Annotated in this window: 26 protein-coding genes and 3 pseudogenes; 19 read left to right on the forward strand and 10 right to left on the reverse strand. The window is 71.6% G+C overall.

The features are described 5' to 3' along the window. Positions 1-2: 2 nt before the first annotated feature. Positions 3-1358 carry an ABC transporter permease subunit gene (locus D9753_RS27020; protein WP_121789366.1) on the forward strand — a complete coding sequence of 452 codons (1356 nt, stop codon included), beginning with the start codon at positions 3-5 and terminating at the stop codon, positions 1356-1358. Continuing rightward, positions 1355-2194 carry a carbohydrate ABC transporter permease gene (locus tag D9753_RS27025; protein ID WP_121789367.1) on the forward strand — a complete coding sequence of 280 codons (840 nt, stop codon included), beginning with the start codon at positions 1355-1357 and terminating at the stop codon, positions 2192-2194. Before D9753_RS27020 ends, D9753_RS27025 begins: the two co-directional genes overlap by 4 nt. Positions 2195-2300: 106 nt before the next feature. On the opposite strand, the gene pgl is transcribed toward D9753_RS27025, so the two are convergent. The 5 genes and pseudogenes from pgl to tkt all read right to left on the reverse strand — a co-directional run bounded on the left by pgl (position 2301) and on the right by tkt (position 8950). Continuing rightward, complete coding sequence (gene pgl / locus D9753_RS27030) at positions 2301-3083, reverse strand: 6-phosphogluconolactonase (protein WP_121789368.1); 783 nt, start codon at positions 3081-3083, stop codon at positions 2301-2303. Beyond that, entirely contained in the window at positions 3080-4159 is a 1080-nt protein-coding gene (opcA, locus tag D9753_RS27035) for a glucose-6-phosphate dehydrogenase assembly protein OpcA (RefSeq protein ID WP_121789369.1), read from the reverse strand. The genes pgl and opcA overlap by 4 nt, the downstream gene beginning before the upstream one ends. Further along, a pseudogene (gene zwf / locus D9753_RS27040) lies at positions 4156-5695 on the reverse strand (glucose-6-phosphate dehydrogenase). The gene opcA and the pseudogene zwf overlap by 4 nt, the downstream one beginning before the upstream one ends. A gap of 1 nt (position 5696) precedes the next feature. Further along, positions 5697-6815, reverse strand: a complete 1119-nt coding sequence (gene tal, locus D9753_RS27045) for a transaldolase (protein ID WP_121789370.1) — start codon at positions 6813-6815, stop codon at positions 5697-5699. 32 nt (positions 6816-6847) lie between these two features. Continuing rightward, positions 6848-8950, reverse strand: coding sequence for a transketolase (gene tkt / locus D9753_RS27050; protein WP_121789371.1), 2103 nt, complete (start codon positions 8948-8950; stop codon positions 6848-6850). Between the two features lie 390 nt (positions 8951-9340). Here tkt and D9753_RS27060 point away from each other — a divergent pair, with 390 nt between their 5' ends. From D9753_RS27060 to D9753_RS27075, 4 genes are all read left to right on the forward strand, one after another. After that, a complete protein-coding gene (locus D9753_RS27060; protein WP_121789372.1) occupies positions 9341-10294 on the forward strand; it encodes a heme o synthase in 954 nt (317 codons plus the stop codon). Positions 10295-10384: 90 nt separating this feature from the next. Continuing rightward, positions 10385-10729, forward strand: a complete 345-nt coding sequence (locus tag D9753_RS27065; RefSeq protein ID WP_121789373.1) for a hypothetical protein — start codon at positions 10385-10387, stop codon at positions 10727-10729. A gap of 104 nt (positions 10730-10833) precedes the next feature. After that, on the forward strand, positions 10834-11940 hold the full coding sequence (locus D9753_RS27070) for an amidohydrolase family protein (protein WP_121789374.1): 1107 nt from the start codon (positions 10834-10836) through the stop codon (positions 11938-11940). Between the two features lie 39 nt (positions 11941-11979). After that, positions 11980-12717 carry a nucleotidyltransferase gene (locus D9753_RS27075; protein ID WP_121789375.1) on the forward strand — a complete coding sequence of 246 codons (738 nt, stop codon included), beginning with the start codon at positions 11980-11982 and terminating at the stop codon, positions 12715-12717. Positions 12718-12745: 28 nt separating this feature from the next. On the opposite strand, the gene D9753_RS27080 is transcribed toward D9753_RS27075, so the two are convergent. Genes D9753_RS27080 through D9753_RS27095 form a run of 4 tightly spaced genes read right to left on the reverse strand, consistent with a single transcriptional unit; the run spans position 12746 to position 16328 of the window. Next, positions 12746-13756, reverse strand: coding sequence for a COX15/CtaA family protein (locus tag D9753_RS27080; protein WP_121789376.1), 1011 nt, complete (start codon positions 13754-13756; stop codon positions 12746-12748). 34 nt (positions 13757-13790) lie between these two features. Further along, positions 13791-14507, reverse strand: a complete 717-nt coding sequence (locus D9753_RS27085; protein WP_121791312.1) for an ABC transporter permease — start codon at positions 14505-14507, stop codon at positions 13791-13793. A gap of 50 nt (positions 14508-14557) precedes the next feature. Continuing rightward, positions 14558-15481, reverse strand: coding sequence for an ABC transporter ATP-binding protein (locus D9753_RS27090; RefSeq protein ID WP_121789377.1), 924 nt, complete (start codon positions 15479-15481; stop codon positions 14558-14560). Between the two features lie 31 nt (positions 15482-15512). Further along, positions 15513-16328: an aminoglycoside N(3)-acetyltransferase gene (locus D9753_RS27095; RefSeq protein WP_121789378.1), complete on the reverse strand. Its 816-nt coding sequence runs from the start codon at positions 16326-16328 to the stop codon at positions 15513-15515. Between the two features lie 183 nt (positions 16329-16511). Between D9753_RS27095 and D9753_RS27100 the strand changes: the two genes are divergently transcribed. The 10 genes and pseudogenes from D9753_RS27100 to D9753_RS27145 form a co-directional block, all read left to right on the forward strand. Next, on the forward strand, positions 16512-17246 hold the full coding sequence (locus D9753_RS27100) for a helix-turn-helix transcriptional regulator (RefSeq protein WP_121789379.1): 735 nt from the start codon (positions 16512-16514) through the stop codon (positions 17244-17246). Continuing rightward, positions 17243-18664, forward strand: a complete 1422-nt coding sequence (gene sufB, locus D9753_RS27105; RefSeq protein ID WP_121789380.1) for a Fe-S cluster assembly protein SufB — start codon at positions 17243-17245, stop codon at positions 18662-18664. The genes D9753_RS27100 and sufB overlap by 4 nt, the downstream gene beginning before the upstream one ends. A 176-nt stretch (positions 18665-18840) precedes the next feature. Continuing rightward, positions 18841-19941, forward strand: a complete 1101-nt coding sequence (gene sufD, locus D9753_RS27110; RefSeq protein WP_240468296.1) for a Fe-S cluster assembly protein SufD — start codon at positions 18841-18843, stop codon at positions 19939-19941. Beyond that, entirely contained in the window at positions 19938-20255 is a 318-nt protein-coding gene (locus D9753_RS27115; protein WP_121789382.1) for a non-heme iron oxygenase ferredoxin subunit, read from the forward strand. The genes sufD and D9753_RS27115 overlap by 4 nt, the downstream gene beginning before the upstream one ends. 7 nt (positions 20256-20262) lie before the next feature. Next, positions 20263-21027 carry a Fe-S cluster assembly ATPase SufC gene (gene sufC / locus D9753_RS27120; protein ID WP_121789383.1) on the forward strand — a complete coding sequence of 255 codons (765 nt, stop codon included), beginning with the start codon at positions 20263-20265 and terminating at the stop codon, positions 21025-21027. Further along, positions 21024-22280 (forward strand): cysteine desulfurase, encoded by a 1257-nt coding sequence (locus D9753_RS27125; RefSeq protein WP_121789384.1) that lies wholly within the window; start codon positions 21024-21026, stop codon positions 22278-22280. Before sufC ends, D9753_RS27125 begins: the two co-directional genes overlap by 4 nt. A 16-nt stretch (positions 22281-22296) precedes the next feature. Next, the gene (sufU, locus tag D9753_RS27130; protein ID WP_121789385.1) at positions 22297-22764 is read left to right on the forward strand and encodes a Fe-S cluster assembly sulfur transfer protein SufU; all 468 of its coding nucleotides are present in this window, start codon (positions 22297-22299) and stop codon (positions 22762-22764) included. Beyond that, positions 22761-23093 (forward strand): metal-sulfur cluster assembly factor, encoded by a 333-nt coding sequence (locus tag D9753_RS27135; RefSeq protein ID WP_121789386.1) that lies wholly within the window; start codon positions 22761-22763, stop codon positions 23091-23093. Before sufU ends, D9753_RS27135 begins: the two co-directional genes overlap by 4 nt. Positions 23094-23226: 133 nt before the next feature. After that, complete coding sequence (gene dapD / locus D9753_RS27140) at positions 23227-24213, forward strand: 2,3,4,5-tetrahydropyridine-2,6-dicarboxylate N-succinyltransferase (RefSeq protein ID WP_121789387.1); 987 nt, start codon at positions 23227-23229, stop codon at positions 24211-24213. Beyond that, a pseudogene (locus D9753_RS27145) lies at positions 24203-24384 on the forward strand (dihydrodipicolinate synthase family protein); the annotation flags it as partial. The gene dapD and the pseudogene D9753_RS27145, both read left to right, overlap by 11 nt. Here the strand turns inward: D9753_RS27145 and D9753_RS38220 are convergent. Next, positions 24328-24543: pseudogene (locus tag D9753_RS38220) on the reverse strand (dihydrodipicolinate synthase family protein); the annotation flags it as partial. The pseudogenes D9753_RS27145 and D9753_RS38220 sit on opposite strands and share 57 nt — an antisense overlap. A 76-nt stretch (positions 24544-24619) precedes the next feature. Here D9753_RS38220 and D9753_RS36710 point away from each other — a divergent pair. The 3 genes from D9753_RS36710 to D9753_RS27155 all read left to right on the forward strand — a co-directional run bounded on the left by D9753_RS36710 (position 24620) and on the right by D9753_RS27155 (position 26137). Beyond that, positions 24620-24760 (forward strand): hypothetical protein, encoded by a 141-nt coding sequence (locus tag D9753_RS36710; RefSeq protein ID WP_163010803.1) that lies wholly within the window; start codon positions 24620-24622, stop codon positions 24758-24760. Beyond that, positions 24757-25452 carry a hypothetical protein gene (locus D9753_RS27150; protein ID WP_121789388.1) on the forward strand — a complete coding sequence of 232 codons (696 nt, stop codon included), beginning with the start codon at positions 24757-24759 and terminating at the stop codon, positions 25450-25452. Before D9753_RS36710 ends, D9753_RS27150 begins: the two co-directional genes overlap by 4 nt. A 151-nt stretch (positions 25453-25603) precedes the next feature. After that, the gene (locus D9753_RS27155; RefSeq protein ID WP_121789389.1) at positions 25604-26137 is read left to right on the forward strand and encodes a DUF3618 domain-containing protein; all 534 of its coding nucleotides are present in this window, start codon (positions 25604-25606) and stop codon (positions 26135-26137) included. The last annotated feature ends 79 nt before the right edge of the window (positions 26138-26216 follow it).

Raw genomic sequence — 26216 nt, forward strand, 5'->3', positions numbered from 1 at the left:
CCATGACCGCCATCACTGTCGAGAAACAGCAGGCGGGCCCGCGGGCCGCCGCCGGCCCGGCGCGCGTGCGCCGCGGCCGGCGGCGCACCCGGCTGATCGCCCTGCTCTTCGTCCTCCCCGCGCTGCTCCTGCTCGGCGCGCTCGTCGTCTACCCGGTGCTGTTCTCCGTCGGCCGGAGCTTCTTCGACGCCTCCGGCACCCGGTTCGTCGGCGGCGGCAACTACGCGGAGATGTTCCGCGACCCGGCCACCCTCAAGGCCATCCGCAACACCGTCGTCTGGGTGGTCGTCGCCCCCGCCCTGCTCACCGGGCTCGGCCTGATCCTGGCCGTCCTGGTGGAGAAGGTCCGCTGGGCCACCGCCTTCAAGCTGCTCCTCTTCATGCCGATGGCCGTGTCCTTCCTCGCCGCCGGCATCATCTTCCGCCTCGCCTACGACGCGGACCCGGACAAGGGCGTGCTCAACGCCGCCGTCGTCTCCGTCCACGACGCCTTCAAGGGGACGTCGACGTACCCGACGGCCCGCGGGCGCGCCGGACTGCTCGCCCAGGACCGGGACGGCTCCTACCGCACGAGTGCCACCCCGGGCGAGACGGTGACCCTCCCGATGGTCGGCGTCCTGCCCGGTGACCTGCCGCGCGACGCGGCACCCGCGGCCCGCGCGGCCGGCACCAGGGCCGCCCCCGGCGACCTGCGCGGCGTCGTCTACCTGGACTTCACCCCCGGCGGGGGCGGCAAGCAGGGCAGGGTCGATCCGCGGGAGAGCGGGCTGCCCGGGATGAGGGTGGAGGCGGTACGTGACGGCAGGACGGTCGCGAGCACGGCCACCGCGGCCGACGGCTCCTTCCGCTTCACCGGCCTGCACGACGGCTCGTACACGGTGCGGCTGCCCGCCGCCAACTTCGCCCCGCCCTACCAGGGCGTCTCCTGGCTCGGCCCGACCCTCGTCACCCCGGCGATCATCGGCGCCTACCTGTGGATCTGGACCGGCTTCGCCATGGTGCTCATCGGCGCCGGGCTCTCCACCCTTCCGCGCGACACCCTGGAGGCCGCCCGCATGGACGGCGCGAACGAGTGGCAGATCTTCCGCCGGATCACCGTCCCGCTGCTCGCGCCCGTGCTCACCGTGGTCTTCGTGACCCTCGTCATCAACGTGATGAAGGTCTTCGACCTCGTCTACGTCATCGCGCCCGGCCCGGTCCAGGAGGACGCCACCGTCCTCGCCACCCAGATGTGGCTGGTGTCGTTCGGCGGCGGCAACGACCAGGGTCTCGGCAGCGCCCTGGGCGTCCTGCTCCTGCTCCTCGTCGTCCCCGCGATGGTGTTCAACGTCCGCCGCTTCCGAAGGAGTCAGCGATGAACGCGATCAGGCGCGGCCTGGGCAGCGGCCTGGTGCAGGCCTTCCTGGTGGTCATCGGGCTGGTCTGGCTGACCCCGCTCGCCGGACTGTTCCTCTCCTCCCTGCGCTCGGCCGGGGACACGGCCCGCGGCGGCTGGTGGACCGCCCTGGCCGACCCCGGCCGGCTGTCCTTCGACAACTACACGGCCCTGCTGAAGAACGCGGGCATCACCCAGGCCTTCTGGAACACCGTGCTCATCTCGGTGCCGGCCACCACCCTGGTCGTCGTGATCGCGGCCCTCGCCGGATACGCCTTCGCCTGGCTGGACTTCCCGCTCCGGGAGCCCCTCTTCCTGCTCGTGGTGGCGCTGCTGGTCGTGCCGGTGCAGATCGGCCTGCTGCCGGTGGCCAAACTCTTCGGCGCGCTCGGCCTGTTCGGCACGATCCCCGGGGTCGTCCTCTTCCATGTGGCGTACGGACTGCCCTTCGCCGTCTTCCTGCTGCGCAACTACTTCGCGGAGATGCCGAAGGAGATGCTGGAGGCGGCGCGGATGGACGGCGGCAGCGAGTGGCGCATCTTCACCCGGCTGGTGCTGCCGGTGGGCCGTCCCGCGATCGCCTCGCTCGCCATCTTCCAGTTCCTGTGGGTCTGGAACGACATGCTGGTCGCCCTGCTCTTCGCCGACAGCTCCGCCCAGCCGCTGACCGTTCAACTCCAGTCGCAGATACGGCAGTTCGGCAGCAACATCGACGTGCTGGCGCCGGGCGCGTTCCTGTCGCTGATCGTGCCGGTGGTCGTGTTCTTCGCGTTCCAGCGGCACTTCGTGCAGGGGGTGATGGCCGGGTCCGTCAAGTGACCCGGGACGGCCTCCGGCCGGCACGACCGAGCCGAGGACGGCAGGACGCCGAAACAGCACCGGGGCGGCGGGAGAGTTCCCGCCGCCCCGGTGGCGCGTCACGGCCTCACGGCGATGCCGGCGGATACAGCGACCGCGGCAACTGCGAGGCCGCCGCGGTGTCCAGCAGCCACAGCGTGCGGGACCGGCCGTGCGCGCCCGCCGCCGGGGCCTGCACCTCGCCCGCGCCCGACAGGGCGATCGCCACGGCCTCCGCCTTGTCCTCGCCGGCCGCGAGGAGCCACACCTCCCGCGCCGAGCGGATCGCCGGGAGCGTCAGGGAGATCCGGGTCGGCGGGGGCTTGGGCGCGCCGTGCACGCCGACCACCGTGCGCTCGGTCTCCCGTACGGCCGGCAGCTCCGGGAAGAGCGAGGCCACGTGGGTGTCCGGGCCGACGCCCAGCACCAGGACGTCGAAGGCCGGCACCGAACCGTGGTCCTCGGGGCCGGCCGCCTTGGCCAGCTCCGTCGCGTACGCCTCGGCCGCCGCCTCGGCGTCCGAACCGTACGGGCCGTCGGAGGCGGGCATGGCGTGCACGCGCTCCGGGGCCAGCGGCACCGAGTCCAGCAGGGCCTCGCGGGCCTGCGTGACATTGCGCTCGGGGTCGCCCTCGGGGAGGAAGCGCTCGTCGCCCCACCACAGGTCGAGGCGGCCCCAGTCGACGGCGTCCCGGGCGGGCGCCGCCGCCAGCGCGGCCAGCAGGCCGTTGCCGTTGCGGCCGCCGGTGAGGACCACGGACGCGCTGCCCCGGGAGGCCTGCGCGTCCACGATCTTCGTGATCAGACGGGCCGCGGCGGCCTGCGCCATCAGCTCCTTGTCGCGGTGGACGACCAGCTGCGGTGTGTTCACTTCGCCGCCGCCTTCCTCGCCGGGGCCTTCTTCGCGGTCCTGGCCGCCGCCTTCTTCGCGGGTGCCTTCGCGGCCTCCTCGACCGGCTCCGGCTCGGTGACGGGCGCCTCCGCCTCGGCGACGGACGCGTCGGCCGCCTGCTGCCGCGGAACCGTCGTCAGCCGCTCCACGCCGTAGCGCAGCGCCGACGCGTAGGTGTCGTCCGGGTCCAGCCGGCGCAGCTCCTCCGCGATCAGCTCGGCGGTGTCCCGCCGCTTCAGCGCCACCGCGCGGGCCGGCTGGCCCTCGATGGTCAGCGTGGCCAGCGAGCCGTCGGCCCGGTCCAGCACGATCGGCCCCTGACTGGTGTCCATGCGGACCGCCGTCAGACCGGGACCGGACGACAGCGACCGCTGCACGGGCACGTCCAGCCGGTCCGCGAGCCACATCGCCAGCAGCTCGCAGCTCGGGTTGAACTCCTCGCCCTCCACCTCGACGGCCGTCACCTCGCAGGTGACCTGGTCCAGGGCCGCCGCCAGCATCGAGCGCCACGGCGTGATCCGGGTCCAGGCGAGGTCGGTGTCGCCGGGCTCGTAGGCCTCGGCGCGGGCCGACAGCTCCCGCACCGGATGCTCGGCGGCGTAGGTGTCGGTGACCCGGCGCTGCGCCAGCGCGCCCAGCGGGTCCTTCGCCGGGTCCAGCGGCCCGGTCACCGGCCACCACACGACCACCGGGGCGTCCGGCAGCAGCAGCGGCAGGACGACGGAGTCGGCGTGGTCGGCGACCTCGCCGTACAGCCGCAGTACGACCGTCTCTCCGGTGCCCGCTTCCACGCCCACCCGTACCTCGGCGTCCAGCCGTGAGGACGTGCGGTCGCGCGGGCCGCGGGAGACCCGCTTGATGACCACCAGCGTGCGCGAGGGGTGCTCGCGCGAGGCATCGTTGGCGGCCTTCAGGGCGTCGTAGGCGTTCTCCTCGTCGGTGACGATGACGAGGGTGAGGACCATGCCGACGGCGGGGGTGCCGATGGCGCGGCGGCCCTTGACGAGCGCCTTGTTGATCTCGCCGGCGGTGGTGTCGGTCAGGTCTATCTTCATGGCCGGCGCCAGCTCCGTCCGTCTCGTGCGAGCATCTCGTCCGCCTCGGCGGGGCCCCAGGTACCGGACCGGTACTGCGCGGGCCTGCCGTGCTTGTCCCAGTACTCCTCGATCGGGTCGAGGATCTCCCAGGACAGCTCGACCTCCTCCGTGCGCGGGAAGAGGTTGGCGTCGCCGAGCAGCACGTCCAGGATCAGCCGCTCGTACGCCTCCGGGCTGGACTCCGTGAACGACTCGCCGTAGGCGAAGTCCATGGACACGTCCCGGATCTCCATCGAGGTGCCCGGCACCTTCGAGCCGAACCGCACCGTGATGCCCTCGTCGGGCTGGACGCGGATGACGATCGCGTTCGAGCCCAGTTCCTCCGTCGCCGTGTGGTCGAAGGGGGAGTGCGGGGCCCGCTGGAAGACGACCGCGATCTCCGTCACGCGACGGCCGAGCCGCTTGCCGGTGCGCAGGTAGAAGGGGACGCCCGCCCAGCGGCGGTTGTCGATGCCCAGCTTGACCGCCGCGTACGTGTCGGTCTTCGACTTCGGGTCGATGCCCTCCTCCTTCGAGGTAGCCGATGACCTTCTGACCGCCCTGCCAGCCGGCCGCGTACTGCCCGCGCACGGTGCTGCGGCCCAGGTCCTTCGGCAGCCGAACGGCACCGAGCACCTTGGTCTTCTCCGCGGCCAGCGCGTCCGCGCCGAAGGAGGAGGGCTCCTCCATCGCGGTCAGCGCGAGAAGCTGGAGGAGGTGGTTCTGGATGACGTCCCGGGCGGCGCCGATGCCGTCGTAGTAGCCGGCCCGGCCGCCGATGCCGATGTCCTCGGCCATGGTGATCTGCACGTGGTCCACGAAGGACCGGTTCCAGATCGGCTCGAACATCGTGTTGGCGAACCGCAGCGCGAGTATGTTCTGGACGGTCTCCTTGCCGAGGTAGTGGTCGATCCGGAACACCTGGTCCGGCTCGAACACCTCGTGCACGACCTTGTTCAGCTCCTCGGCCGACGCCAGGTCGTGCCCGAAGGGCTTCTCGATGACCGCGCGCCGCCAGGAACCGCCCGACTGGTCGGCCAGGCCGTGCTTCTTGAGCTGCTGGATGACCACCGGGAAGGAGCGGGGCGGCACCGACAGGTAGAAGGCGAAGTTGCCGCCCGTGCCCTGTGCCTTGTCCAGCTCCCCGATGGTGGCGCGCAGCCGCTCGAAGGCCTCGTCGTCGTCGAAGGTGCCCTGGACGAAGCGCATCCCCTGGATGAGCTGCTGCCAGACCTCCTCACGGAACGGGGTGCGCGAGTGCTCCTTGACCGCGTCGTGCACGACCTGGGCGAAGTCCTCGTGCTCCCAGTCGCGGCGGGCGAAGCCCACCAGCGAGAAGCCCGGCGGCAGCAGACCCCGGTTGGCGAGGTCGTACACCGCGGGCATCAGCTTCTTGCGGGACAGGTCGCCCGTGACGCCGAAGATGACCAGGCCCGACGGCCCCGCGATACGCGGGAGCCGCCGGTCGGCCGGGTCACGAAGCGGGTTCGCTCCGGAACCGGAAACGGGTGACAACTCAGCCCTCCGAAGGGGCGAGGCGCTCGAGCTCCGCCTGGGTCGACTTCAGGAGGTCGTTCCAGGACCCCTCGAACTTCTCGACGCCCTCCTCCTCCAGGACGCGCACGACGTCGTCGTACGCGATGCCGAGCTTCTCCAGCGCGTCGAGGTCGGCACGCGCCTGCTCGTAGGTGCCGGCGACGGTGTTGCCGCCGATCTCGCCGTGGTCCTCGGTGGCCTCCAGCGTGGCCTCCGGCATGGTGTTGACCGTGTTCGGCGCGACCAGCTCGGTGACGTACAGGGTGTCCGGGTACGCCGGGTCCTTCACGCCGGTCGACGCCCACAGCGGACGCTGCTTGTTGGCGCCCGCCTTCTCCAGCGCGTTCCAGCGGTCGGAGGAGAAGACCTCCTCGTACGCCTGGTAGGCGAGGCGCGCGTTGGCGAGGGCCGCCTTGCCGCGCAGCCCCTTGGCCTCGTCGGTGCCGATCTCGTCCAGGCGCTTGTCGATCTCGGTGTCGACGCGGGACACGAAGAAGGACGCCACGGAGTGGATCCCCGACAGGTCCAGGCCGCGCTCCTTGGCCTTCTCCAGGCCGGAGAGGTAGGCGTCCATGACCTCGCGGTAGCGCTCCAGCGAGAAGATCAGCGTGACGTTGACGCTGATGCCACGGCCGATGACCTCGCTGATCGCCGGGACGCCCGCCAGAGTGGCGGGGATCTTGATCAGGGTGTTCGGGCGGTCGACCAGCCAGGCGAGCTGCTTGGCCTCGGCGACGGTCGCGTGCTCGTCGTGGGCCAGCCGGGGGTCGACCTCGATGGAGACCCGGCCGTCCTGGCCGTCGGTGGCGTCGAAGACCGGGCGCAGGATGTCGGCGGCGTCGCGGACGTCCGCCGTGGTGATCATGCGGATGGCCTCTTCGACGGTGACCTTGCGGGCGGCGAGGTCCGACAGTTGCTGGTCGTAGCCGTCGCCCTGGGAGATCGCCTTCTGGAAGATCGTCGGGTTGGTGGTGACGCCTACGACGTGCTGCTGGTCGATCAGCTCGGCGAGGTTGCCGGACGTGATCCGCTTGCGCGACAGGTCGTCCAGCCAGATCGCGACGCCTTCCTCGGAGAGGCGCTTGAGTGCGTCTGTCATGGAATACATCTCCTACGTGTCGTGTGTGAGCGTCAGCGCTGGGCGGCGGCGAGGGATTCCCGCGCCTTGGCGGCCACGTTCTCGGCCGTGAAACCGAACTCGCGGAAGAGCACCTTGGCGTCGGCGGAGGCACCGAAGTGCTCCAGGGAGACGATGCGGCCGGCGTCCCCGACGTACTTGTGCCAGGTCAGTCCGACGCCCGCCTCCACGGCGACCCGGGCCTTCACGGACGGCGGCAGCACGGACTCCCGGTACCCCTGGTCCTGCTGCTCGAACCACTCCACCGACGGCATCGACACGACCCGGGTGGGAACGCCGTCGGCCTGGAGCTGCTCACGCGCCTCCACGGCCACATGCACCTCGGAACCGGTGGCGATCAGAATGACCTGCGCCTCAGCGCTCCGCCCTTCGGGCCCTTCGGCCTCGAACAGCACGTAGCCGCCGCGGGCGGCGTCCTCGTTCGGCTCGTAGGCCGGCACGCCCTGGCGGGTCAGCGCGAGACCGTGCGGCTGGCCCTTGCCGAACTCCTTGGTCCAGCGGCGCAGGATCTCGCGCCAGGCGATCACGGTCTCGTTGGCGTCCGCCGGGCGGACGATGTTCAGACCCGGGATCGCGCGCAGCGAGGCCAGGTGCTCCACCGGCTGGTGGGTCGGGCCGTCCTCGCCGAGACCGATGGAGTCGTGCGTCCACACGAACGTCACCGGCAGGTGCATGAGCGCCGACAGGCGCACGGCGTTGCGCATGTAGTCGGAGAACACCAGGAAGGTGCCGCCGTAGACGCGGGTGTTGCCGTGCAGCGTGATGCCGTTCAGCTCCGCGCCCATGGAGTGCTCGCGGATGCCGAAGTGGATCGTCCGGCCGTACGGGTTGGCCTCGGGCAGCGGGTTGCCCTCGGGCAGGAACGAGCTGTCCTTGTCGATCGTGGTGTTGTTCGACCCGGCGAGGTCGGCGGAGCCGCCCCACAGCTCGGGGATCACCGCGCCGAGCGCCTGGAGCACCTTGCCGGAGGCGGCACGCGTCGCGACGGCCTTGCCGGGCTCGAAGACGGGGAGCTTCTCCTCCCAGCCGGCGGGCAGCTCGCCCTTGGCGATCCGGTCGAACTCGGCGGCGCGCTCGGCGTCGCCGTTGCGCCACTCCTGGAACGACTTCTCCCACTCGGCCTTGGCCTGCCGGCCCCGGTCGAGCGCCTGGCGGGTGTGGGAGAGGACCTCGTCGGCGACCTCGAACGTCCGCTCCGGGTCGAAGCCGAGGACGCGCTTGGTGGCCGCGACCTCCTCCTCGCCCAGGGCCGAGCCGTGCGCGGCCTCGGTGTTCTGCGCGTTCGGGGCCGGCCAGGCGATGATCGAGCGCATCGCGATGAAGGACGGCCGGTCGGTGACCCGCTTGGCCTCCTGGATCGCGGCGAAGATCGCCTTCGGGTCCAGGTCGCCGTTCTCCTGGGCCTCGACCCGCTGGACGTGCCAGCCGTAGGCCTCGTACCGCTTGACGGTGTCCTCGGACACGGCCGTCTCGGTGTCGCCCTCGATCGAGATGTGGTTGTCGTCCCACAGCAGGACCAGGTTGCCGAGCTTCTGGTGGCCGGCCATCGAGGACGCCTCGGCGGAGATGCCCTCCTGGAGGCAGCCGTCACCGGCGATGCAGTAGATGAAGTGGTCGAACGGGGACTCGCCGGCGGGCGCCTGCGGGTCGAACAGGCCGCGCTCGTACCGGGCGGCCATCGCCATGCCGACCGCGTTGGCGACACCCTGGCCCAGCGGGCCCGTGGTGGTCTCCACGCCCCTGGTGTGTCCGTACTCCGGGTGACCGGGGGTCTTGGAGCCCCACGTCCGGAAGGACTTCAGGTCGTCCAGCTCCAGGCCGAACCCGGCCAGGTAGAGCTGGGTGTAGAGGGTCAGGGACGAGTGGCCGGCGGACAGCACGAAGCGGTCGCGCCCGACCCACTCCGGGTCGGCCGGGTCGTGGCGCATCACCTTCTGGAAGAGCGTGTACGCGGCCGGGGCCAGGCTCATCGCCGTACCGGGATGGCCGTTGCCGACCTTCTGTACGGCGTCTGCGGCCAGGACGCGGGCGGTGTCGACGGCCCGCTGGTCCAGCTCGGTCCACTCGAGGTCTGTGGTGGTCGGCTTGGTGCTCACCCTGGGTCAGGGCTCCTCTCCACATGTCGGTCGCCGGTCTTCGGGGCATACGCCCACCCGGCCGCCGGCGTGCTTGTCGCCCACCGGCCGTTGTCGAGCCTACCCCCGCGAGGACGTGCGTTTTTTCGAGTGTTCACAGACTGCCGGGAGTCGGTGCGATCCGCCTCCCGACTGGCCGGGAAGGCATGTGGCACATGAATACGGAGCCGCTCATCTGACTGCTCAATCGAGCCTCTGTACGCACGTCCGAACGCCCCCGTCGACCGCCCCGTCAACACGACCCCACCCCCGCGAAGGCCGGGGTATGGGCAACGTCTAAAGTGGCGTGGTACGCGCGAGCCCTGGTCCCCGCTTCCCACGGGGAGGCTCGCTGGGATGTCTCTGTCAGGGGTGTGCGTGACGGCCGTCGAATCCCGTCCAGCGGGGGTGCTCGGTGCGAGCCAGGGCCCGGTTCACCGGCCGTTCGGGGCCCGTGTCAAGGCATTCGTGGCGCTGACCAAGCCACGGATCATCGAGCTGCTCCTCATCACCACCGTCCCGGTGATGTTCCTGGCCCAGCAGGGCGTGCCCGACCTGAAGCTGGTCCTGCTGACCTGCGTCGGCGGCTACCTGTCCGCGGGCGGCGCCAACGCGCTGAACATGTACATCGACCGGGACATCGACGCCCTGATGGACCGCACCTCCCAGCGCCCGCTGGTGACCGGCATGGTCGGCCCGCGCGAGTGCCTGGCCTTCGGCATCACCCTCGCGGTCGTCTCCACCCTGCTCTTCGGCCTGACCGTCAACTGGCTGTCGGCCTGGCTGTCCCTCGGCGCGCTCCTCTTCTACGTCGTCGTCTACACGATGCTGCTCAAGCGGCGTACGTCCCAGAACATCGTGTGGGGCGGCATCGCCGGCTGCATGCCGGTGCTGATCGGCTGGTCGGCCGTGACCGACTCGCTCTCCTGGGCCCCGCTCATCCTCTTCCTGGTGATCTTCTTCTGGACGCCGCCGCACTACTGGCCGCTGTCCATGAAGGTCAAGGACGACTACGCGCGCGTGGGCGTCCCGATGCTGCCGGTCATCGCCTCCAACAAGGTCGTCGCCCGGCAGATCGTCCTCTATAGCTGGGTCATGGTCGCCGTCTCCCTGCTGCTCACCCCGCTCGGCTACACCGGCTGGTTCTACACGGCGGTCGCGCTGGCCTCGGGCGGCTGGTGGCTGTGGGAGGCGCACGCGCTCCAGAACCGGGCCAGGGCCGAGGAGACGGGCGTGAAGCTGAAGGAGATGCGGCTCTTCCACTGGTCGATCACCTATGTGTCGCTGCTGTTCGTGGCGATCGCGGTGGACCCCTTCCTGCGCTAGAGCCCTCGTACACCGACGGGAGGGGTGCGTGGCCAAGGCCACGCACCCCTCCCGTCGCCGTTCGGCCTACCCGTCGGTAGCATCCTGGCCATGGCAGACACGCAGCAGGTTGACCCGAAGGCCGACGCCCGGACCGAGCGCACGGTGGCGAAGCTCGCCCGGCGGATCGGCGCCTTCTCCAAGGCCCACGGCGGTGCCGAGGGCCAGGTGGCCTACCTCGGCGAGCGCGGCGCCCGCATCGTCCTCGTCGGCGAGGACGGCGGCTGGGGGGACCTGGTGGCCCCCAGTTGCGCCGTCGCCGAGCGGGCGGTGCGCGCGTCCGGGATCACGGTCCACGAGTCCTTCGACGGCGAGTTCGCCGCGAAGGTGCGCACGGGCCCCTACGAGTGGAAGCGGATGGCCGGCATCCAGGTGGGCGGCCCCGCCAACGGCTGAGCCGAGGCGCGGGCCACCGCGCGCGGGGCCCGGCCGCGACCTCGGACCCCGTTCACCCGTTAGGACGTGCAAGGCAGCACAGCGCGTCCGCACGGGGAGCCGGAATGATCGAAACGCCGTTCCTCGTGGACCAGTACTGCCACGGCGTACTGCGGACGGAGCTGGGCCTCGGCACCTTCGAGGCCCAGCTCTCCCGCACCGAGGGGCCCCCGGCGCCGGGCACCACCCTCTTCGACACCCAGACCGGCTTCGCCGTACGGCGCTGGTGCCCGCCCCTGCTCGGCCTCGAACCGCACTGCGCGCCCGCCCGCTATCTGGCCCGGCGCCGCGAACTGGGCGCCCTGGAGGCGGGCCGCAGGCTGCTGCGGGGCAGCGGCATCACCACCTACCTGGTCGATACGGGCCTGCCCGGGGACCTCACAGGTCCCGGCGAGATGGCCTCGGCGGGGGACGCCGAGGCCCGGGAGATCGTCCGGCTGGAGCCGCTCGCCGAGCAGGTCGCCGACACCTCCGGGACCGTCGAGTCCTTCCTCGCCAACCTCGCCGAGTCCGTGCACGGAGCCGCGGCGACCGCCGTCGCCTTCACCTCCGTCGCGGGACTGCGGCACGGCCTGGCCCTCGCGCCGGAGCCCCCGGGGCCGGGGGAGGTGCGGGGCGCGGCGGGCCGCTGGCTGGCCGGCCGGCGGGTCGGCGGCGCGCTCACGGACCCCGTGCTGCTGCGGCACCTGCTGTGGAACGCGGTCGCCTCGGGCCTGCCCCTGCAACTGCACGCGGGCCTCGGCGAGCCGGGCTACCGCGCCGACCGCACCGACCCGGTGCTGCTCACCGACTTCATCCGGGCCACGGCCGGCCTCGGCACCGACCTGGTCCTGCTGCACGGCTACCCGTACCACCGCCACACCGCCCACCTGGCCGGCGTCTTCCCGCACGTCTACGCCGACTCCGGCGCCGCCCTGGTGCGCACCGGCGCCCGTGCGGCCACGGTCCTCGCCGAGATCCTGGAGCTGGCCCCCTTCGGCAAGATCCTCTTCTCCACCGGCGCCCACGGCCTGCCCGAACTCCACGTCATCGGCGCCCGCCTCTTCCGCGAGGCCCTCTCCCGCGTCCTGGGCGGCTGGGTCGCCGAGGGCGCGTGGGTCCGGGCGGACGCCCAGCGGGTGGCCCGGCTGATCGCGGCGGACAACGCGCGCCGGGTGTACGGACTGGGATAAGACTGTACGGCCGTACGCCCGGGCGCGGAGACTGGGGCGATGCAGACCGACGCCCTGCTCGACCGCTTCCTGCGCGACCTCGCGCCCCTGCGCCCCCTCGCCCTGTGGGCCCACGGCTCCCTGGCCGGCGGGGACTACCAGGAGGGACGCAGCGACCTGGACCTCATCTCCGTACTCCCCGGGCCGTTGGGCATCGGGCGGATCCGGCAGGTGGCGCGCCTGCACCGCGAGCTGCGCGGCACACCGCTCGCCGTGAATCTCCATTGCAGCTATCTGACCCCGGCCACCCTGGACGGCCCCGGGCGCTCGCACCTCACCTGGGCGCACGACGGACTGCTGCGCCGTCCCGTCACCCCCGTCACCCGGCGCGAGCTGCACACCTTCGGCCGGGTGCTGTACGGGCAGGCACCGGCCGCGCTGCTGCCCGCGGTGCCGGACCGGCAGCTCACCGACTTCGTCGTGCGCGACCAGCGCGACTTCTGGCGGCCGGCGGTGGACCGGGCCCGGCGGTGGCAGCAGGACGTCTGGGTCGACCTGGGCCTGCTGACGTACGCCCGGGCCGGCGTCACTCTGCGCGAGGGGCGGCTGATCTCCAAGAAGGAGGCGCTCGGCGAGCTGTCCGGACTGGGTGCGCCCGCCGAGGTCGTCGAGGACATCGCCCGGCGGCGCTACGGCACCCCCGCCCCGCCGGACCCCGCCCGGCGGGCCCGCCGCGCTGAACTGACCCGTGCCTTCCTGGGCCCGGCGATCGACGCCCTCGTGGCCGCGCACGGGTGAGACGCCCTCGTCGCCGCGTGCGGGTGGGTCAGGCGCGGGAGGCGACCGTCACCTCGGCGGAGGGGCCCGGCAGGTCCGCGACGAGCGCGGGGCGTTCCCGCAGCGACAGCAGGACGCGCAGGACCCAGATCCACATCACGGCGGAGCCCGCCATGTGCGCGGCGACCAGGGCCTCGGGGAGATGGGTGAAGTACTGGACGTACCCGAGGGCTCCCTGGCACAGCAGGACGACGAACAGCTCCCGCGTCCGCGCCACCGGCTCCTTCGGGGCGTCCACCGCCTTCAGCACGAACCACAGCGCGAAGGTCAGCGTGACCACGATCCAGGCGAGCACCGCGTGCAGCTTGGCCACGTTCTCCCAGTCGATCGGGATGCGCTCGACCTCGCTGGAGTCACCGGCGTGCGGCCCGGCCCCGGTCACCACCGTGCCCACCGCGATGAGCAGCGCCGACGCGGCCACCAGGACCCACACGAGCTGCCGCACCGCCGCGCCGACCAGCGGACGCGGGGCCCCGTCGCCCTCCCGGGCGCGCTGCCACATCAGCGTGGCGACGGCGATCAGCGCCGAGGAGAGCAGGAAGTGCGCGGCGACCGTGTACGGGTTGAGGCCGACCAGCACCACGACGCCACCGAGCACCGCGTTGCCCATGACCACCCAGAACTGCGCCCAGCCCAGCCGGGTCAGGGCGCGCCGCCACGGCTTCTGGGCACGGGCCGCGACGATGGCCCAGCCGACGGCCGCGCACAGCACGTACGTCAGCATGCGGTTGCCGAACTCGACCACTCCGTGGAAGCCCATGGCCCGGGTGGTGGTCAGCGAGTCCTCGGTGCAGGTGGGCCACGTGGGGCAGCCCAGCCCGGAGCCGGTCAGGCGGACGGCGCCGCCGGTCACGACGATGACCACCGACATCACGAGCGCGGCGAGCGCCGCCCGCCGGACGGTCCGGGGATCCGGACTCCAGCGGTCGGCGATGAGGGCGAGCGGGTTGCGCAGGGCGGCCCGGGCGTCGGCGCGGTTCAGCTTTGGCACGCCCACCATCGTAGGCCGCCGCTTGTGCACGCGTTCACGAGGGTCACTCCCAGCGGAAGAATCTCCCGGCCGCGGCGAGCCCCGCCACCGCCCACACGGCGAGGACGCCCAGGTCGCCCCACGGCATGCCGGCGCCGTGCTGGAGGACGTCGCGCAGCCCGTCGGACAGGGCGGAGATCGGCAGCAGGCCGAGCACCCGTTGTCCCGCCGCACCGAACTTCTCCAGCGGGACGATCACCCCGCCGCCCACGAGCAGCAGCAGGAAGACCAGGTTGGCGGCGGCCAGCGTGGCCTCCGCCTTCAGGGTGCCGGCCATCAGCAGGCCGAGGCCCGAGAACGCCGCCGTGCCCAGGAGCAGCAGCAGGAGCACCGCGAACGGGTTGCCGTGCGGGTGCCAGCCGAGGGCGAGGGCGATCGCCGTCAGCAGGATCACCTGGAGGACCTCCGTGACCAGCACCGACAGCGTCTTCGCGGTCATCAGGCCCCAGCGCGGCAGCGGGGAGGAGGCGAGCCGCTTCAGGACGCCGTAGCGGCGTTCGAAGCCCGTCGCGATGGCCTGGCCGGTGAACGCCGTGGACATCACGGCGAGCGCCAGGATGCCGGGGGCGAGGAAGTCGACGGCCTCGCCGGCGCCGGTGTCCACGATGTCGACCGAGCTGAAGAGCACGAGCAGCAGGGCCGGGATGACGACCGTCAGCAGCAACTGCTCGCCGTTGCGCAGCAGCATCTTCGTCTCCAGTGCCGCCTGCGCCGCGATCATGCGGGGGAGCGGGGCGGCCCCGGGGGCGGGGGTGTAGGTACCCGTGGTGGTCACGCGCGCAGCTCCTTGCCGGTCAGCTCCAGGAAGACGTCCTCCAGCGTGTGCCGCTCCACCGAGATCCGGTCCGGCATCACCCCGTGCTGGGCGCACCAGGAGGTCACCGTGGCCAGCAGTTGCGGGTCGACCTTGCCGGTGACGCGGTAGCTGCCCGGGGTCAGCTCGGCGGCCGTGCAGTCGGCCGGGAGGGCCATGAGCAGGGAGGCGACGTCGAGGCCGGGGCGGCCGGTGAAGCGAAGGGTGTTCTCGGCGCCGCCCCTGCACAGCTCGTCGGGCGAGCCCTGGGCGATGACCCGGCCGCCGTCGATGATCGCCACGTCGTCGGCGAGCTGTTCGGCCTCGTCCATGTGGTGCGTGGTGAGGATCACCGAGACGCCGTCGGCGCGCAGGTCCCGCACCAGGTCCCAGGTGGCGCGGCGGGCCTGCGGGTCGAGCCCGGCGGTCGGCTCGTCCAGGAAGACGAGTTCCGGGCGGCCCACGACGGCCATGGCGAGCGCGAGCCGCTGCTGCTGGCCGCCGGACAGCCGGCGGTAGCCGGTCCGGCCGCAGGAGCCGAGGCCGAGGCGCTCGATCAGGGCGTCGACGTCCAGCGGATGCGCGTGCAGCCGCGCGATGTGCCGCAGCATCTCGTCGGCGCGGGCGCCGGAGTAGACCCCGCCGGACTGGAGCATCACGCCGATGCGGGGCCGCAGCCGCGCGGACTGGCGCACCGGGTCGAGTCCGAGGACGCTCACCGTGCCGCCGTCCGGCTTCCGGTAGCCCTCGCAGGTCTCGACGGTCGTCGTCTTCCCCGCCCCGTTGGGGCCGAGTACGGCGGTCACGCCCGGCTGGGCCACCAGGTCGAGGCCGTTCACCGCGGTCTTCGTGCCGTACCGCTTCACCAGGGCCTGGACCTGGACCACGGGCTCACTTCGCATGAGTCCAGAGTCTAGGGAGAGCGCCGGCCGGTCAGGCGGCCGGGTGCGGGAACTCCTCCTCCCGGGGACGGTGCAGCGGCAGCCACCGCTCGGCGTAGGCCACGGCGTCCGCCACGGGGAACAGCCGTACGTCCGCCGCGCCCACCGTCCCGCGCACGACGGGCCGGTCCCGTTCGAAGTCGTGCCCCAGCTCGTCGAACCGGCCGGAGTCGATCGACACCTCGACCACGGTCTCCCAGCCGCCGCCGGGAGCGGGCCGGCCGATCTCCACGCGCGGTGCCGGTGTCCGGTACTCGGCCAGGTGGAAGGCGGTGCAGGAGTCGTAGCCCGCGCCGAGCAGCAGCACCCGGGCGCCCAGCTTCTCCAGCCGGGCCAGCGGGCTGCGCTCGCCCAGCCGGCAGTCGGGGGCATGGCCGTCGGTGACCTCCCGCGCGCGGCGGCCGACCGCCGCGAAGGAGGACTGCGGGTGGGCGCTGCGCAGGGCACCGGGCCAGGTCCGCACCGTCTCGGGGACGGCACCGATCCCGTACGTGGGCGTGGTCCGGGGGTCGTACGGGGGCATGGTGGCCCGGATCCGGTCCCACCACTGTTCGGGTACCGGCGGCCTGCTCCACGACGCCGGGTCGGACACCTGGGTGGAGTGGGCGGGCACGACGAGCGTGCCGGAAGGGCCGAGGGCGTCGAGGATGCCCTGGACGACCGCGACGGCCCCTCCGTTGACCCAGCCCAGGGAACTCAGGGAGGAATGCGCGAGAAGGATCTCGCCGGTCCCGACACCGAGCAGCCGCAGGCCCGCGGCGACGGTGTCCCGGGTGACAAGAGGGCCGGTGGGAGGGGGTATGGGCATGGTCCGGGAGTCTTCCCGACGGGGCGGTCCCACGCCACCTCTTTGATCGGCGGGCCCGCCCCGGATGATCGATCAGAGATCGTTTCCGCAGGTCACATTAGGTTCACCTAAGTGACGCAGGGCACCGCCCGGTGATCCGGACGCCGCTTGTCAGGCTCCGAGGAATTACGCAACAATGGCGTTGTGAAAAACGTCGGCGAGGCTCGGGAGACCCCGGTGGGGACCCCGCAGGAGGAGCTAGCGACCGGTGAGCGCTCGACGCGCAACCGGGTCGCGCGGTCCATCCTGGACCACGGGCCGTCGACCGTCGCGGAACTCGCCGGCCGGCTGGGACTGACCCAGGCGGCCGTACGGCGTCACCTGGACGCGCTGGTGGCCGACGACGTCGTGGAGGCGCGCGAACAGCGGGTCTACGGCGCGCGCACGCGCGGCCGGCCCGCCAAGGTCTTCGCGCTCACCGACTGCGGCCGGGACGCCTTCGACCAGTCCTACGACAAGCTCGCCGTGGACGCGCTCCGCTGGATCGCCGAGCAGGGGGGCGGCGCCGAGGCGGTCGCCGCCTTCGCCCGCGCCCGGATCACCGCGCAGGCGAGCGCGTACCGCAAGGCGATCGAGGCCGCCGGCCCCGACAAGCGCGCCGAAGCGCTCGCCAGGGCCCTGAGCGCCGACGGGTACGCTGCCACGGCGCGCAGCGCACCGGTCGGCGAGCAGCTCTGCCAGCACCACTGCCCGGTCGCCCACGTCGCGGAGCAGTTCCCGCAGCTCTGCGAGGCGGAGACCGAGGTCTTCGCGGAGCTGCTGGGCACCCACGTCCAGCGACTGGCGACCATCGCCCACGGCGACGGCGTCTGCACGACGTTCATCCCCGAGATTTCCACTGACGCACCTGCAAGCACGGCCGGGAGGAACCCCGCATGACTCTCCCCACGGAGACTGCTCACCCCGAACTCGAGGGCCTGGGCAAGTACGAATACGGCTGGGCCGACTCCGACGTGGCCGGTGCCTCCGCCAGGCGTGGCCTGAACGAGGACGTCGTCCGTGACATCTCGGGCAAGAAGTCCGAGCCGGAGTGGATGACGAAGCTGCGCCTGAAGGGCCTGAAGCTCTTCGAGAAGAAGCCCATGCCCAACTGGGGCTCGGACCTCTCGGGCATCGACTTCGACAACATCAAGTACTTCGTGCGCTCCACGGAGAAGCAGGCGGAGTCCTGGGAGGACCTGCCCGAGGACATCAAGAACACCTACGACAAGCTGGGCATCCCGGAGGCCGAGAAGCAGCGCCTCGTCGCCGGTGTCGCCGCCCAGTACGAGTCGGAGGTCGTCTACCACCAGATCCGCGAGGACCTGGAGGAGCAGGGCGTCATCTTCCTCGACACCGACACCGCCCTGAAGGAGCACCCCGAGCTCTTCAAGGAGTACTTCGGCACGGTCATCCCGGTCGGCGACAACAAGTTCGCGTCGCTGAACAGCGCGGTGTGGTCCGGCGGCTCCTTCATCTACGTGCCGAAGGGCGTGCACGTCGAGATCCCGCTCCAGGCCTACTTCCGCATCAACACGGAGAACATGGGCCAGTTCGAGCGGACCCTGATCATCGTCGACGAGGGTGCCTACGTGCACTACGTCGAGGGCTGTACGGCCCCGATCTACAAGTCGGACTCGCTGCACAGCGCGGTCGTCGAGATCATCGTCAAGAAGAACGCCCGCTGCCGCTACACGACCATCCAGAACTGGTCGAACAACGTCTACAACCTGGTCACCAAGCGCGCCGTGGCCTACGAGGGCGCGACCATGGAGTGGGTCGACGGCAACATCGGCTCCAAGGTGACGATGAAGTACCCGGCGGTCTACCTGATGGGCGAGCACGCCAAGGGCGAGACCCTCTCCATCGCCTTCGCGGGCGAGGGCCAGCACCAGGACGCCGGCGCAAAGATGGTCCACATGGCGCCGAACACGTCGTCCAACATCGTCTCCAAGTCCGTGGCGCGCGGCGGCGGCCGTACGTCGTACCGCGGCCTGATCGAGATCGGCGAGGGCGCCTCGGGCTCCAAGTCGAACGTGCTGTGCGACGCGCTGCTGGTGGACACCATCTCCCGGTCGGACACGTACCCGTACGTCGACGTCCGCGAGGACGACGTGTCCATGGGCCACGAGGCCACCGTCTCCAAGGTCTCCGACGACCAGCTCTTCTACCTGATGAGCCGCGGCCTCTCCGAGGACGAGGCCATGGCGATGATCGTGCGCGGCTTCGTCGAGCCGATCGCCAAAGAGCTGCCCATGGAGTACGCGCTGGAGCTGAACCGGCTGATCGAGCTTCAGATGGAAGGCGCGGTCGGCTGACCCGCCCCATCACCGGCAGACGTCTCACTCAGAAAGAGAGCACTACGACAGCCCATGGCTGAGGCCCAGAACTCCCCCACTCTCGGCTCCGCTCGAGAGCGGGGGGACCCCCGCCGGCGGGTTCCACCACCGCCGGCTCGATCGCGGTCGCCGCGGAGTCGACCGTCGTCTCGCGCATGAGCGCGCCCCCGTCCTTCGACGTGACGGACTTCCCGGTCCCGCACGGCCGCGAGGAGGAGTGGCGGTTCACCCCGCTGGAGCGGCTGCGCGGACTGCACGACGGCACCGCCGTCCCGAACGGCGACGGCCTGAAGGTCGACGTCCGGGCCCCCGAGGGCGTCACCGTCGAGACCGTCGGCCGTGACGACGCGCGGATCGGCAGGGCGGGCACCCCGGTCGACCGGATCGCCGCGCAGGCGTACTCCGCGTTCGAGAAGGCCTCGGTCGTGACCGTCCCGAAGGACACCGTCCTCACCGAGCCGATCCGCATCGCGGTCCACGGCCGGGGCGGCACCGCCTTCGCCCACCAGGTGATCGAGCTGGGCGCCTTCGCCGAGGCCGTCGTGGTGATCGACCACACCGGTGACGCGGTGCTCGCCGCCAACGTCGACTACGTCCTTGGCGACGGCGCCAAGCTGACCGTGGTCAGCGTCCAGGACTGGGACGACAAGGCCGTCCACGTCGCCCAGCACAACACGCTGATCGGCCGCGACGCCTCCTACAAGTCCGTGGTCCTCACCTTCGGCGGCGACGTCGTCCGCCTGCACCCGCGCGTGGCGTACGCCGGCCCCGGCGGCGAGGCCGAGCTGTTCGGCCTGTACTTCACCGACGCCGGACAGCACCAGGAGCACCGCCTGCTGGTCACCCACAACGCCCCCCACTGCAAGTCGAACGTCGTCTACAAGGGCGCGCTCCAGGGTGAGAACGCGCACGCGGTCTGGATCGGTGACGTGCTCATCGAGGCCAGCGCCGAGGGCACGGACACCTACGAGATGAACCGCAACCTGGTCCTCACGGACGGCGCGCGCGTCGACTCGGTGCCGAACCTGGAGATCGAGACCGGCGAGATCATCGGTGCCGGCCATGCCTCCGCCACCGGCCGCTTCGACGACGAGCAGCTCTTCTACCTGATGGCCCGCGGCATCCCGGAGCACGAGGCGCGTCGCCTGGTGGTCCGCGGCTTCTTCGCCGAGCTGATCCAGCAGATCGGTGTCCCCGACATCGAGGAGCGCCTGCTCGCCAGGATCGAGGACGAGCTGGAGGCTTCGGTCGCATGACCTTCGTACGCGTCTGCGGGCTGGGCGAACTGGCCGAGGACACCCCCAAGCGCGTGGAGATCGACAGCACGCCGGTCTCGGTCGTCAGGACCGGGGGCGAGGTGTTCGCCATCCACGACATCTGCTCCCACGCGAACGTCTCCCTCTCCGAGGGGGAGGTGGAGGATTGTCAGATCGAGTGCTGGCTGCACGGCTCCGCCTTCGACCTGCGCACCGGCAAGCCGTCCGGCCTCCCCGCGACGCGCCCCGTCCCCGTATACCCCGTAAAGATCGAAGGGGACGACGTTCTCGTCTCCCTCTCCCAGGAGTCCTGAGGCACCCATGGCAACGCTTGAAATCCGAGACCTGCACGTCACCGTCGAGGCCGACAACGCCACGAAGGAGATCCTCAAGGGCGTCGACCTCACCGTGAAGCAGGGCGAGACGCACGCCATCATGGGCCCCAACGGCTCCGGCAAGTCGACGCTCGCCTACTCCCTCGCGGGTCACCCGAAGTACACGATCACCAAGGGCACCGTCACCCTCGACGGCGAGAACGTCCTGGAGATGTCCGTCGACGAGCGTGCCCGCGCGGGCCTGTTCCTGGCGATGCAGTACCCCGTCGAGATCCCCGGCGTCTCGGTCTCCAACTTCCTGCGCACCTCCGCCACCGCCGTCCGCGGCGAGGCCCCCAAGCTGCGCACCTGGGTGAAGGAGGTCAAGGAGACCATGGAGCGTCTCCACATGGACCCGTCCTTCGCCGAGCGCAATGTCAACGAGGGCTTCTCCGGCGGTGAGAAGAAGCGCCACGAGATCCTCCAGCTCGAGCTGCTCAAGCCGAAGTTCGCGATCCTCGACGAGACCGACTCCGGCCTGGACGTCGACGCGCTCCGCATCGTCTCCGAGGGCGTCAACCGCGTCCACGGCACCGGCGAGGTCGGCACCCTGCTGATCACGCACTACACGCGCATCCTGCGCTACATCAAGCCCGACCACGTCCACGTGTTCTCCGCCGGCCGCATCGTCGAGTCGGGCGGCCCGGAGCTGGCGGACAAGCTGGAGAACGAGGGCTACGAGGCATACGTGAAGGGTGGCGCATCCGCGTGACACAGCTGCCGGGCCTCCTCGACACCGAGGCGATCCGCAAGGACTTCCCCATCCTGGACCGCGTGGTCCACGACGGCCGGAAGCTCGTGTACCTGGACAACGCGGCGACCAGCCAGAAGCCGCGCCAGGTACTGGACGCCATGAGCGAGTACTACGAGCGCTACAACGCCAACGTCCACCGCGGTGTGCATGTGCTCGCCGAGGAGGCCACGGCGCTGTACGAGGGCGCACGCGACAAGGTCGCGGAGTTCATCAACGCGCCGAGCCGCGACGAGGTGATCTTCACCAAGAACGCCTCCGAGTCGCTGAACCTCGTGGCGAACATGCTGGGCTGGGCCGACGAGCCCTACCGCGTGGACCACGAGACCGAGATCGTCATCACGGAGATGGAGCACCACTCCAACATCGTGCCGTGGCAGCTGCTGTCGCAGCGCACGGGCGCGAAGCTGAAGTGGTTCGGCCTCACCGACGACGGCCGCCTGGACCTGTCCAACATCGACGAGATCATCACCGAGAAGACGAAGATCGTCTCCTTCGTGCTGGTGTCGAACATCCTGGGCACGGTCAACCCGGTCGAGGCGATAGTCCGCCGCGCCCAGGAGGTCGGCGCCCTGGTCTGCATCGACGCCTCCCAGGCCGCCCCCCACATGCCGCTGGACGTGCAGGCCCTCCAGGCCGACTTCGTGGCCTTCACCGGCCACAAGATGTGCGGCCCGACGGGCATCGGCGTCCTGTGGGGCCGCCAGGAACTGCTGGAGGACCTTCCCCCGTTCCTGGGCGGCGGCGAGATGATCGAGACCGTCTCGATGCACTCGTCCACGTACGCCCCGGCGCCCCACAAGTTCGAGGCGGGCACGCCCCCGATCGCGCAGGCGGTCGGTCTCGGCGCGGCGATCGACTACCTGAACGCGATCGGCATGGACCGGATCCTCGCCCACGAGCACGCGCTGACGGAGTACGCGGTGCAGCGTCTGGCGCAGGTCCCGGACCTGCGCATCATCGGCCCGGCGACGGCCGAGGACCGAGGCGCGGCGATCTCCTTCGCCCTCGGTGACATCCACCCGCACGACGTGGGCCAGGTCCTCGACGAGCAGGGCATCGCGGTCCGTGTGGGGCACCACTGCGCCCGTCCGGTCTGCCTGCGCTACGGAATTCCTGCGACCACGCGAGCGTCGTTCTATCTGTACTCCACGCCGGCCGAGATCGACGCACTGGTCGACGGCCTGGAGCACGTACGGAACTTCTTCGGCTGAGGGGCGTGCTGAAAAGGTGAAGCTGGACTCGATGTACCAGGAAGTCATCCTGGACCACTACAAGAACCCGCACGGGCGTGGTCTGAGGGACGGCGACGCCGAGGTGCACCACGTGAACCCGACGTGCGGCGACGAGATCACCCTCCGCGTGAAGTACGAGGGCTCGACGATCACGGACGTCTCGTACGAGGGCCAGGGCTGCTCCATCAGCCAGGCCAGCGCGTCGGTCCTGAACGAGCTGCTGGTCGGCAAGGAACTCGCCGAGGCGCAGAAGATCCAGGAGACCTTCCTGGAGCTGATGCAGTCCAAGGGCCGGATCGAGCCCGACGACGCGATGGAGGAGGTCCTGGAGGACGCGGTCGCGTTCGCCGGGGTCTCCAAGTACCCCGCGCGGGTCAAGTGCGCCCTCCTGAGCTGGATGGCGTGGAAGGACGCGACGGCCCAGGCGTTGAACGGCGCCGACGCCGAAAGGAAGACCGCATGAGCGACACCGTCGAGATGAAGCCGGCCTCGGAGGAGGAACTCCGTGAGGCCCTGATGGACGTGGTCGATCCCGAGCTGGGCATCGACGTCGTCAACCTGGGCCTGATCTACGGCATCCACGTCGACGACGCGAACATCGCGACGATCGACATGACCCTGACCTCGGCGGCCTGCCCGCTGACGGACGTCATCGAGGACCAGGCGAAGTCCGCGACGGACGGCCTGGTCAACGAATTGCGCATCAACTGGGTGTGGATGCCGCCGTGGGGGCCGGACAAGATCACGGACGACGGCCGCGACCAGCTCAGGGCACTCGGCTTCAACGTCTGAGCCGCCTGTCCTCGCGGCAGAGCGCACGAGAAGGGGCCACGGCGGCGCGCCGTGGCCCCTTCCGCGTGTCCGGGCAGCCGGCACGTGGGACGCGGTTCGCTCTCGGTGGCCCGACCGCGTTAGGTTTTCCTCCATGACCGACTCTGCTTCCCGTACCACCGGCGCCGCCGCCGCCGGCCTCGCCACGATCGCCTCCGACGGCACCGTGCTCGACACCTGGTTCCCGGCCCCCGAGCTGGTCGAGGAGCCCGGCCCCGCCGGCACCGAGCGGCTGACCGCCGAGCAGGCGGCGCGGCTGCTGGGCGGCGGAGCCACCGCGGCGACCGGTCCGGACGCCCGCCGGGGCGTCGAGGTGGTCGCGGTCCGCACGGTCATCGCCTCGCTGGACGACAAGCCCGTCGACGCGCACGACGTCTATCTGCGTCTGCACCTGCTCTCGCACCGCCTGGTCAGGCCGCACGGCCAGAACCTGGACGGCGTCTTCGGCCACCTCGCCAACGTCGCCTGGACCTCGCTCGGCCCGGTCGCCGTGGACGACATCGAGAAGGTGCGCCTGAACGCCCGCGCCGAGGGCCTGCACCTCCAGGTGACCTCGATCGACAAGTTCCCGCGCATGACGGACTACGTCGTACCCAAGGGCGTGCGCATCGCCGACGCCGACCGGGTCCGCCTGGGCGCGCACCTCTCGGCGGGCACCACCGTCATGCACGAGGGCTTCGTCAACTTCAACGCCGGCACCCTGGGCACGTCGATGGTCGAGGGCCGCATCTCCGCGGGTGTCGTGATCGGCGACGGCTCGGACATCGGCGGCGGCGCCTCCACCATGGGCACCCTGTCCGGCGGCGGCAACGTGATCATCTCCGTCGGCGAGCGCTGCCTGATCGGCGCCGAGGCGGGCGTCGGCATCGCGCTCGGCGACGAGTGTGTGGTCGAGGCCGGCCTCTACATCACCGCGGGCACCCGCGTCACGATGCCCGACGGCCAGATCGTCAAGGCCCGCGAGCTGAACGGCGCCTCGAACATCCTCTTCCGCCGCAACTCGGTCACCGGCACCGTCGAGGCCCGCCCGAACAACGCGGTCTGGGGCGGCCTGAACGACATCCTGCACAGCAACAACTGACGCGCGGCTCGTCGCGGCCGTGCGGGAGGCGGTCGGGCGGCCGGGTCGCGCTCGTGGCGGGCGTGGGCACCGCCGACACCCGGCACCGTGGAGCTGGCGCGAGCGGCCGGTGAGGCGGGCGCCGACGGCGTGCTGGTGGTGACGCCGTACTACAGCGGGCCCCCGCAGGACCTCTTCGTCGTCCGTGGTGGTGGGCGACTCGCCGGTGGTGCCGTTGAGGACCAGGCCGTCGCAGCCCTCCGCCACCAGGCGCACGGCCAGCCGCTGCGCGCCCGCCAGGTCGAGCGCTCTCCAATCGAGTGATCCTGAGATGGTGTCGGGCGTCGGCACCCGCCCTGTGTCGCACTCGGCCCCTCATGGGTCACTATGGGCGGAGGGGCACCTACGTCAGGTCATGGGAGGCGCCATGAAGCTCGGCAAGGCACTGGCCACCGGGACCGCCGAGGAGCGGCCGCTCGTCCGCGAGGAGGAGCCGCGGCCCCGCGAGGAGGCCGTCCGCCCCGGACCGGCCGAGCCGGTCCGTGAAGAGGTCCCGGCCGCCCGATGAGGGCACGGCTCCCGGCCGAACGTCCCACGGAGCCGCCGACCGGATACAAGATCGCCCACCCGGTGCTGTCCCAGGACGGCACCCGGGCCGGGTTCACCGGCGTGTCGCTCGGCGGCGCGCTGCCGTACGGAGTGCTCGACGACGCCGTCTGCGTCTACGGCCGCCGGCACCGACCGCCCGCGCGCCGGTGCGACTGCGGCTTCCACTGCGTGCACGACCGGGCGGCGGCCGAGGCCCTGCTGTGCACCGCCGAACACCGGACGGCCGTCCTGCTGGAGGTCTCCGTCCTCGGCGCCTACATCCGCTTCGAGCGCGGCTTCCGCTACGCCCGGCAGCGGGTCCGCACGGCCACGGCCGGCCCGTGCGCCTGCGGGATCAGGGCGGTCGCGTTCGCCGACGCGGGCTGGGGCCGCCCCGGACGGCGTGCCCTCGCCCCGGCCTGCGCGGGCTGCGTGCGGGGCCGCCCCTCCGTCTCCCTCGCGGAGTTCGCCCGGCTGGCCGGGCAGGGCTTGCGGGTGGTGGCCGGCGGTGCCGGTACGGATTTCGCACCGTCCGGGTCGGCGCTGGCCGCCGAGCCGGGCGTGCCCGAACTCATCGCCGAGGCAGCCCTGTTGCAGGCCCGCCTCGACTGGTTGCAGTCCCAGCTCGCGCGCCTCGGCGAACGCGGCACCGGGAGCGGCGCGCACGGCTGAGGATCTTCGGCCCGGGTACCCGGAAGCCGCGCTGAGGAAGGAGGCGGACCACCGTGACCGCGACCCCGTACGCCCGGCCCACGGCCGGCCCCGAGCGGACACCCGGCAGTGCCGGGGCGGACGCCGACGCGAGCAGGGAAAGGGCACACCGATGACGGACACGAACCCGCACGGCTCGGGCGCCAAGGGCCCCGACGAGCTGCGGCAGCAGATCGAACAGACCAGGAGCCGACTCGGCGACACCGTCGCCCAGTTGGCGGACAGGGCCGATGTGAAAGGCCGGGCCCGGGCGCGGACCGCCGATCTCAAGGACAAGGCCGGTGCCATGACCGTGCAGCTACGCGAGAGCGCCGCGCACGCGGGGCACGGCGTGCAGGGCCAGGCGGCCCGGGCGGGGCACCTGGTCCAGGACCGTGCCGTGCGGGCCGGCCACGGCGCGCAGGAACGGATGACGCGGGCCGGTCATCGGGTGCAGGAGCGGGCCGTGGAGAGCGGGCACTCCCTCCAGGAACGGGCGGCGCGGGCCGGACGCACCGTGGAGGACGACCAGCGGGTGCCGCGCCCGGTGCGGTCCGCCGCGGGCGCCGCGCTGCGGCACCCGGGGCCCGCACTGCTCGCGGGCGCGGTGGGCGCCGCCGCCGTCACCGGGGCCGTGCTCTGGTACCGGGCCGGCCGCCAAGGGTGAGCGCGGGCCGGCGGGGCCGGTGGGCGTCGAACGGCGGGGCCGGCCGGGCGGAGGTGCCCGGCCGGCCCCGCCGTGCCGT

This window comes from Streptomyces dangxiongensis (assembly GCF_003675325.1).
GTDB lineage: Bacteria > Actinomycetota > Actinomycetes > Streptomycetales > Streptomycetaceae > Streptomyces > Streptomyces dangxiongensis.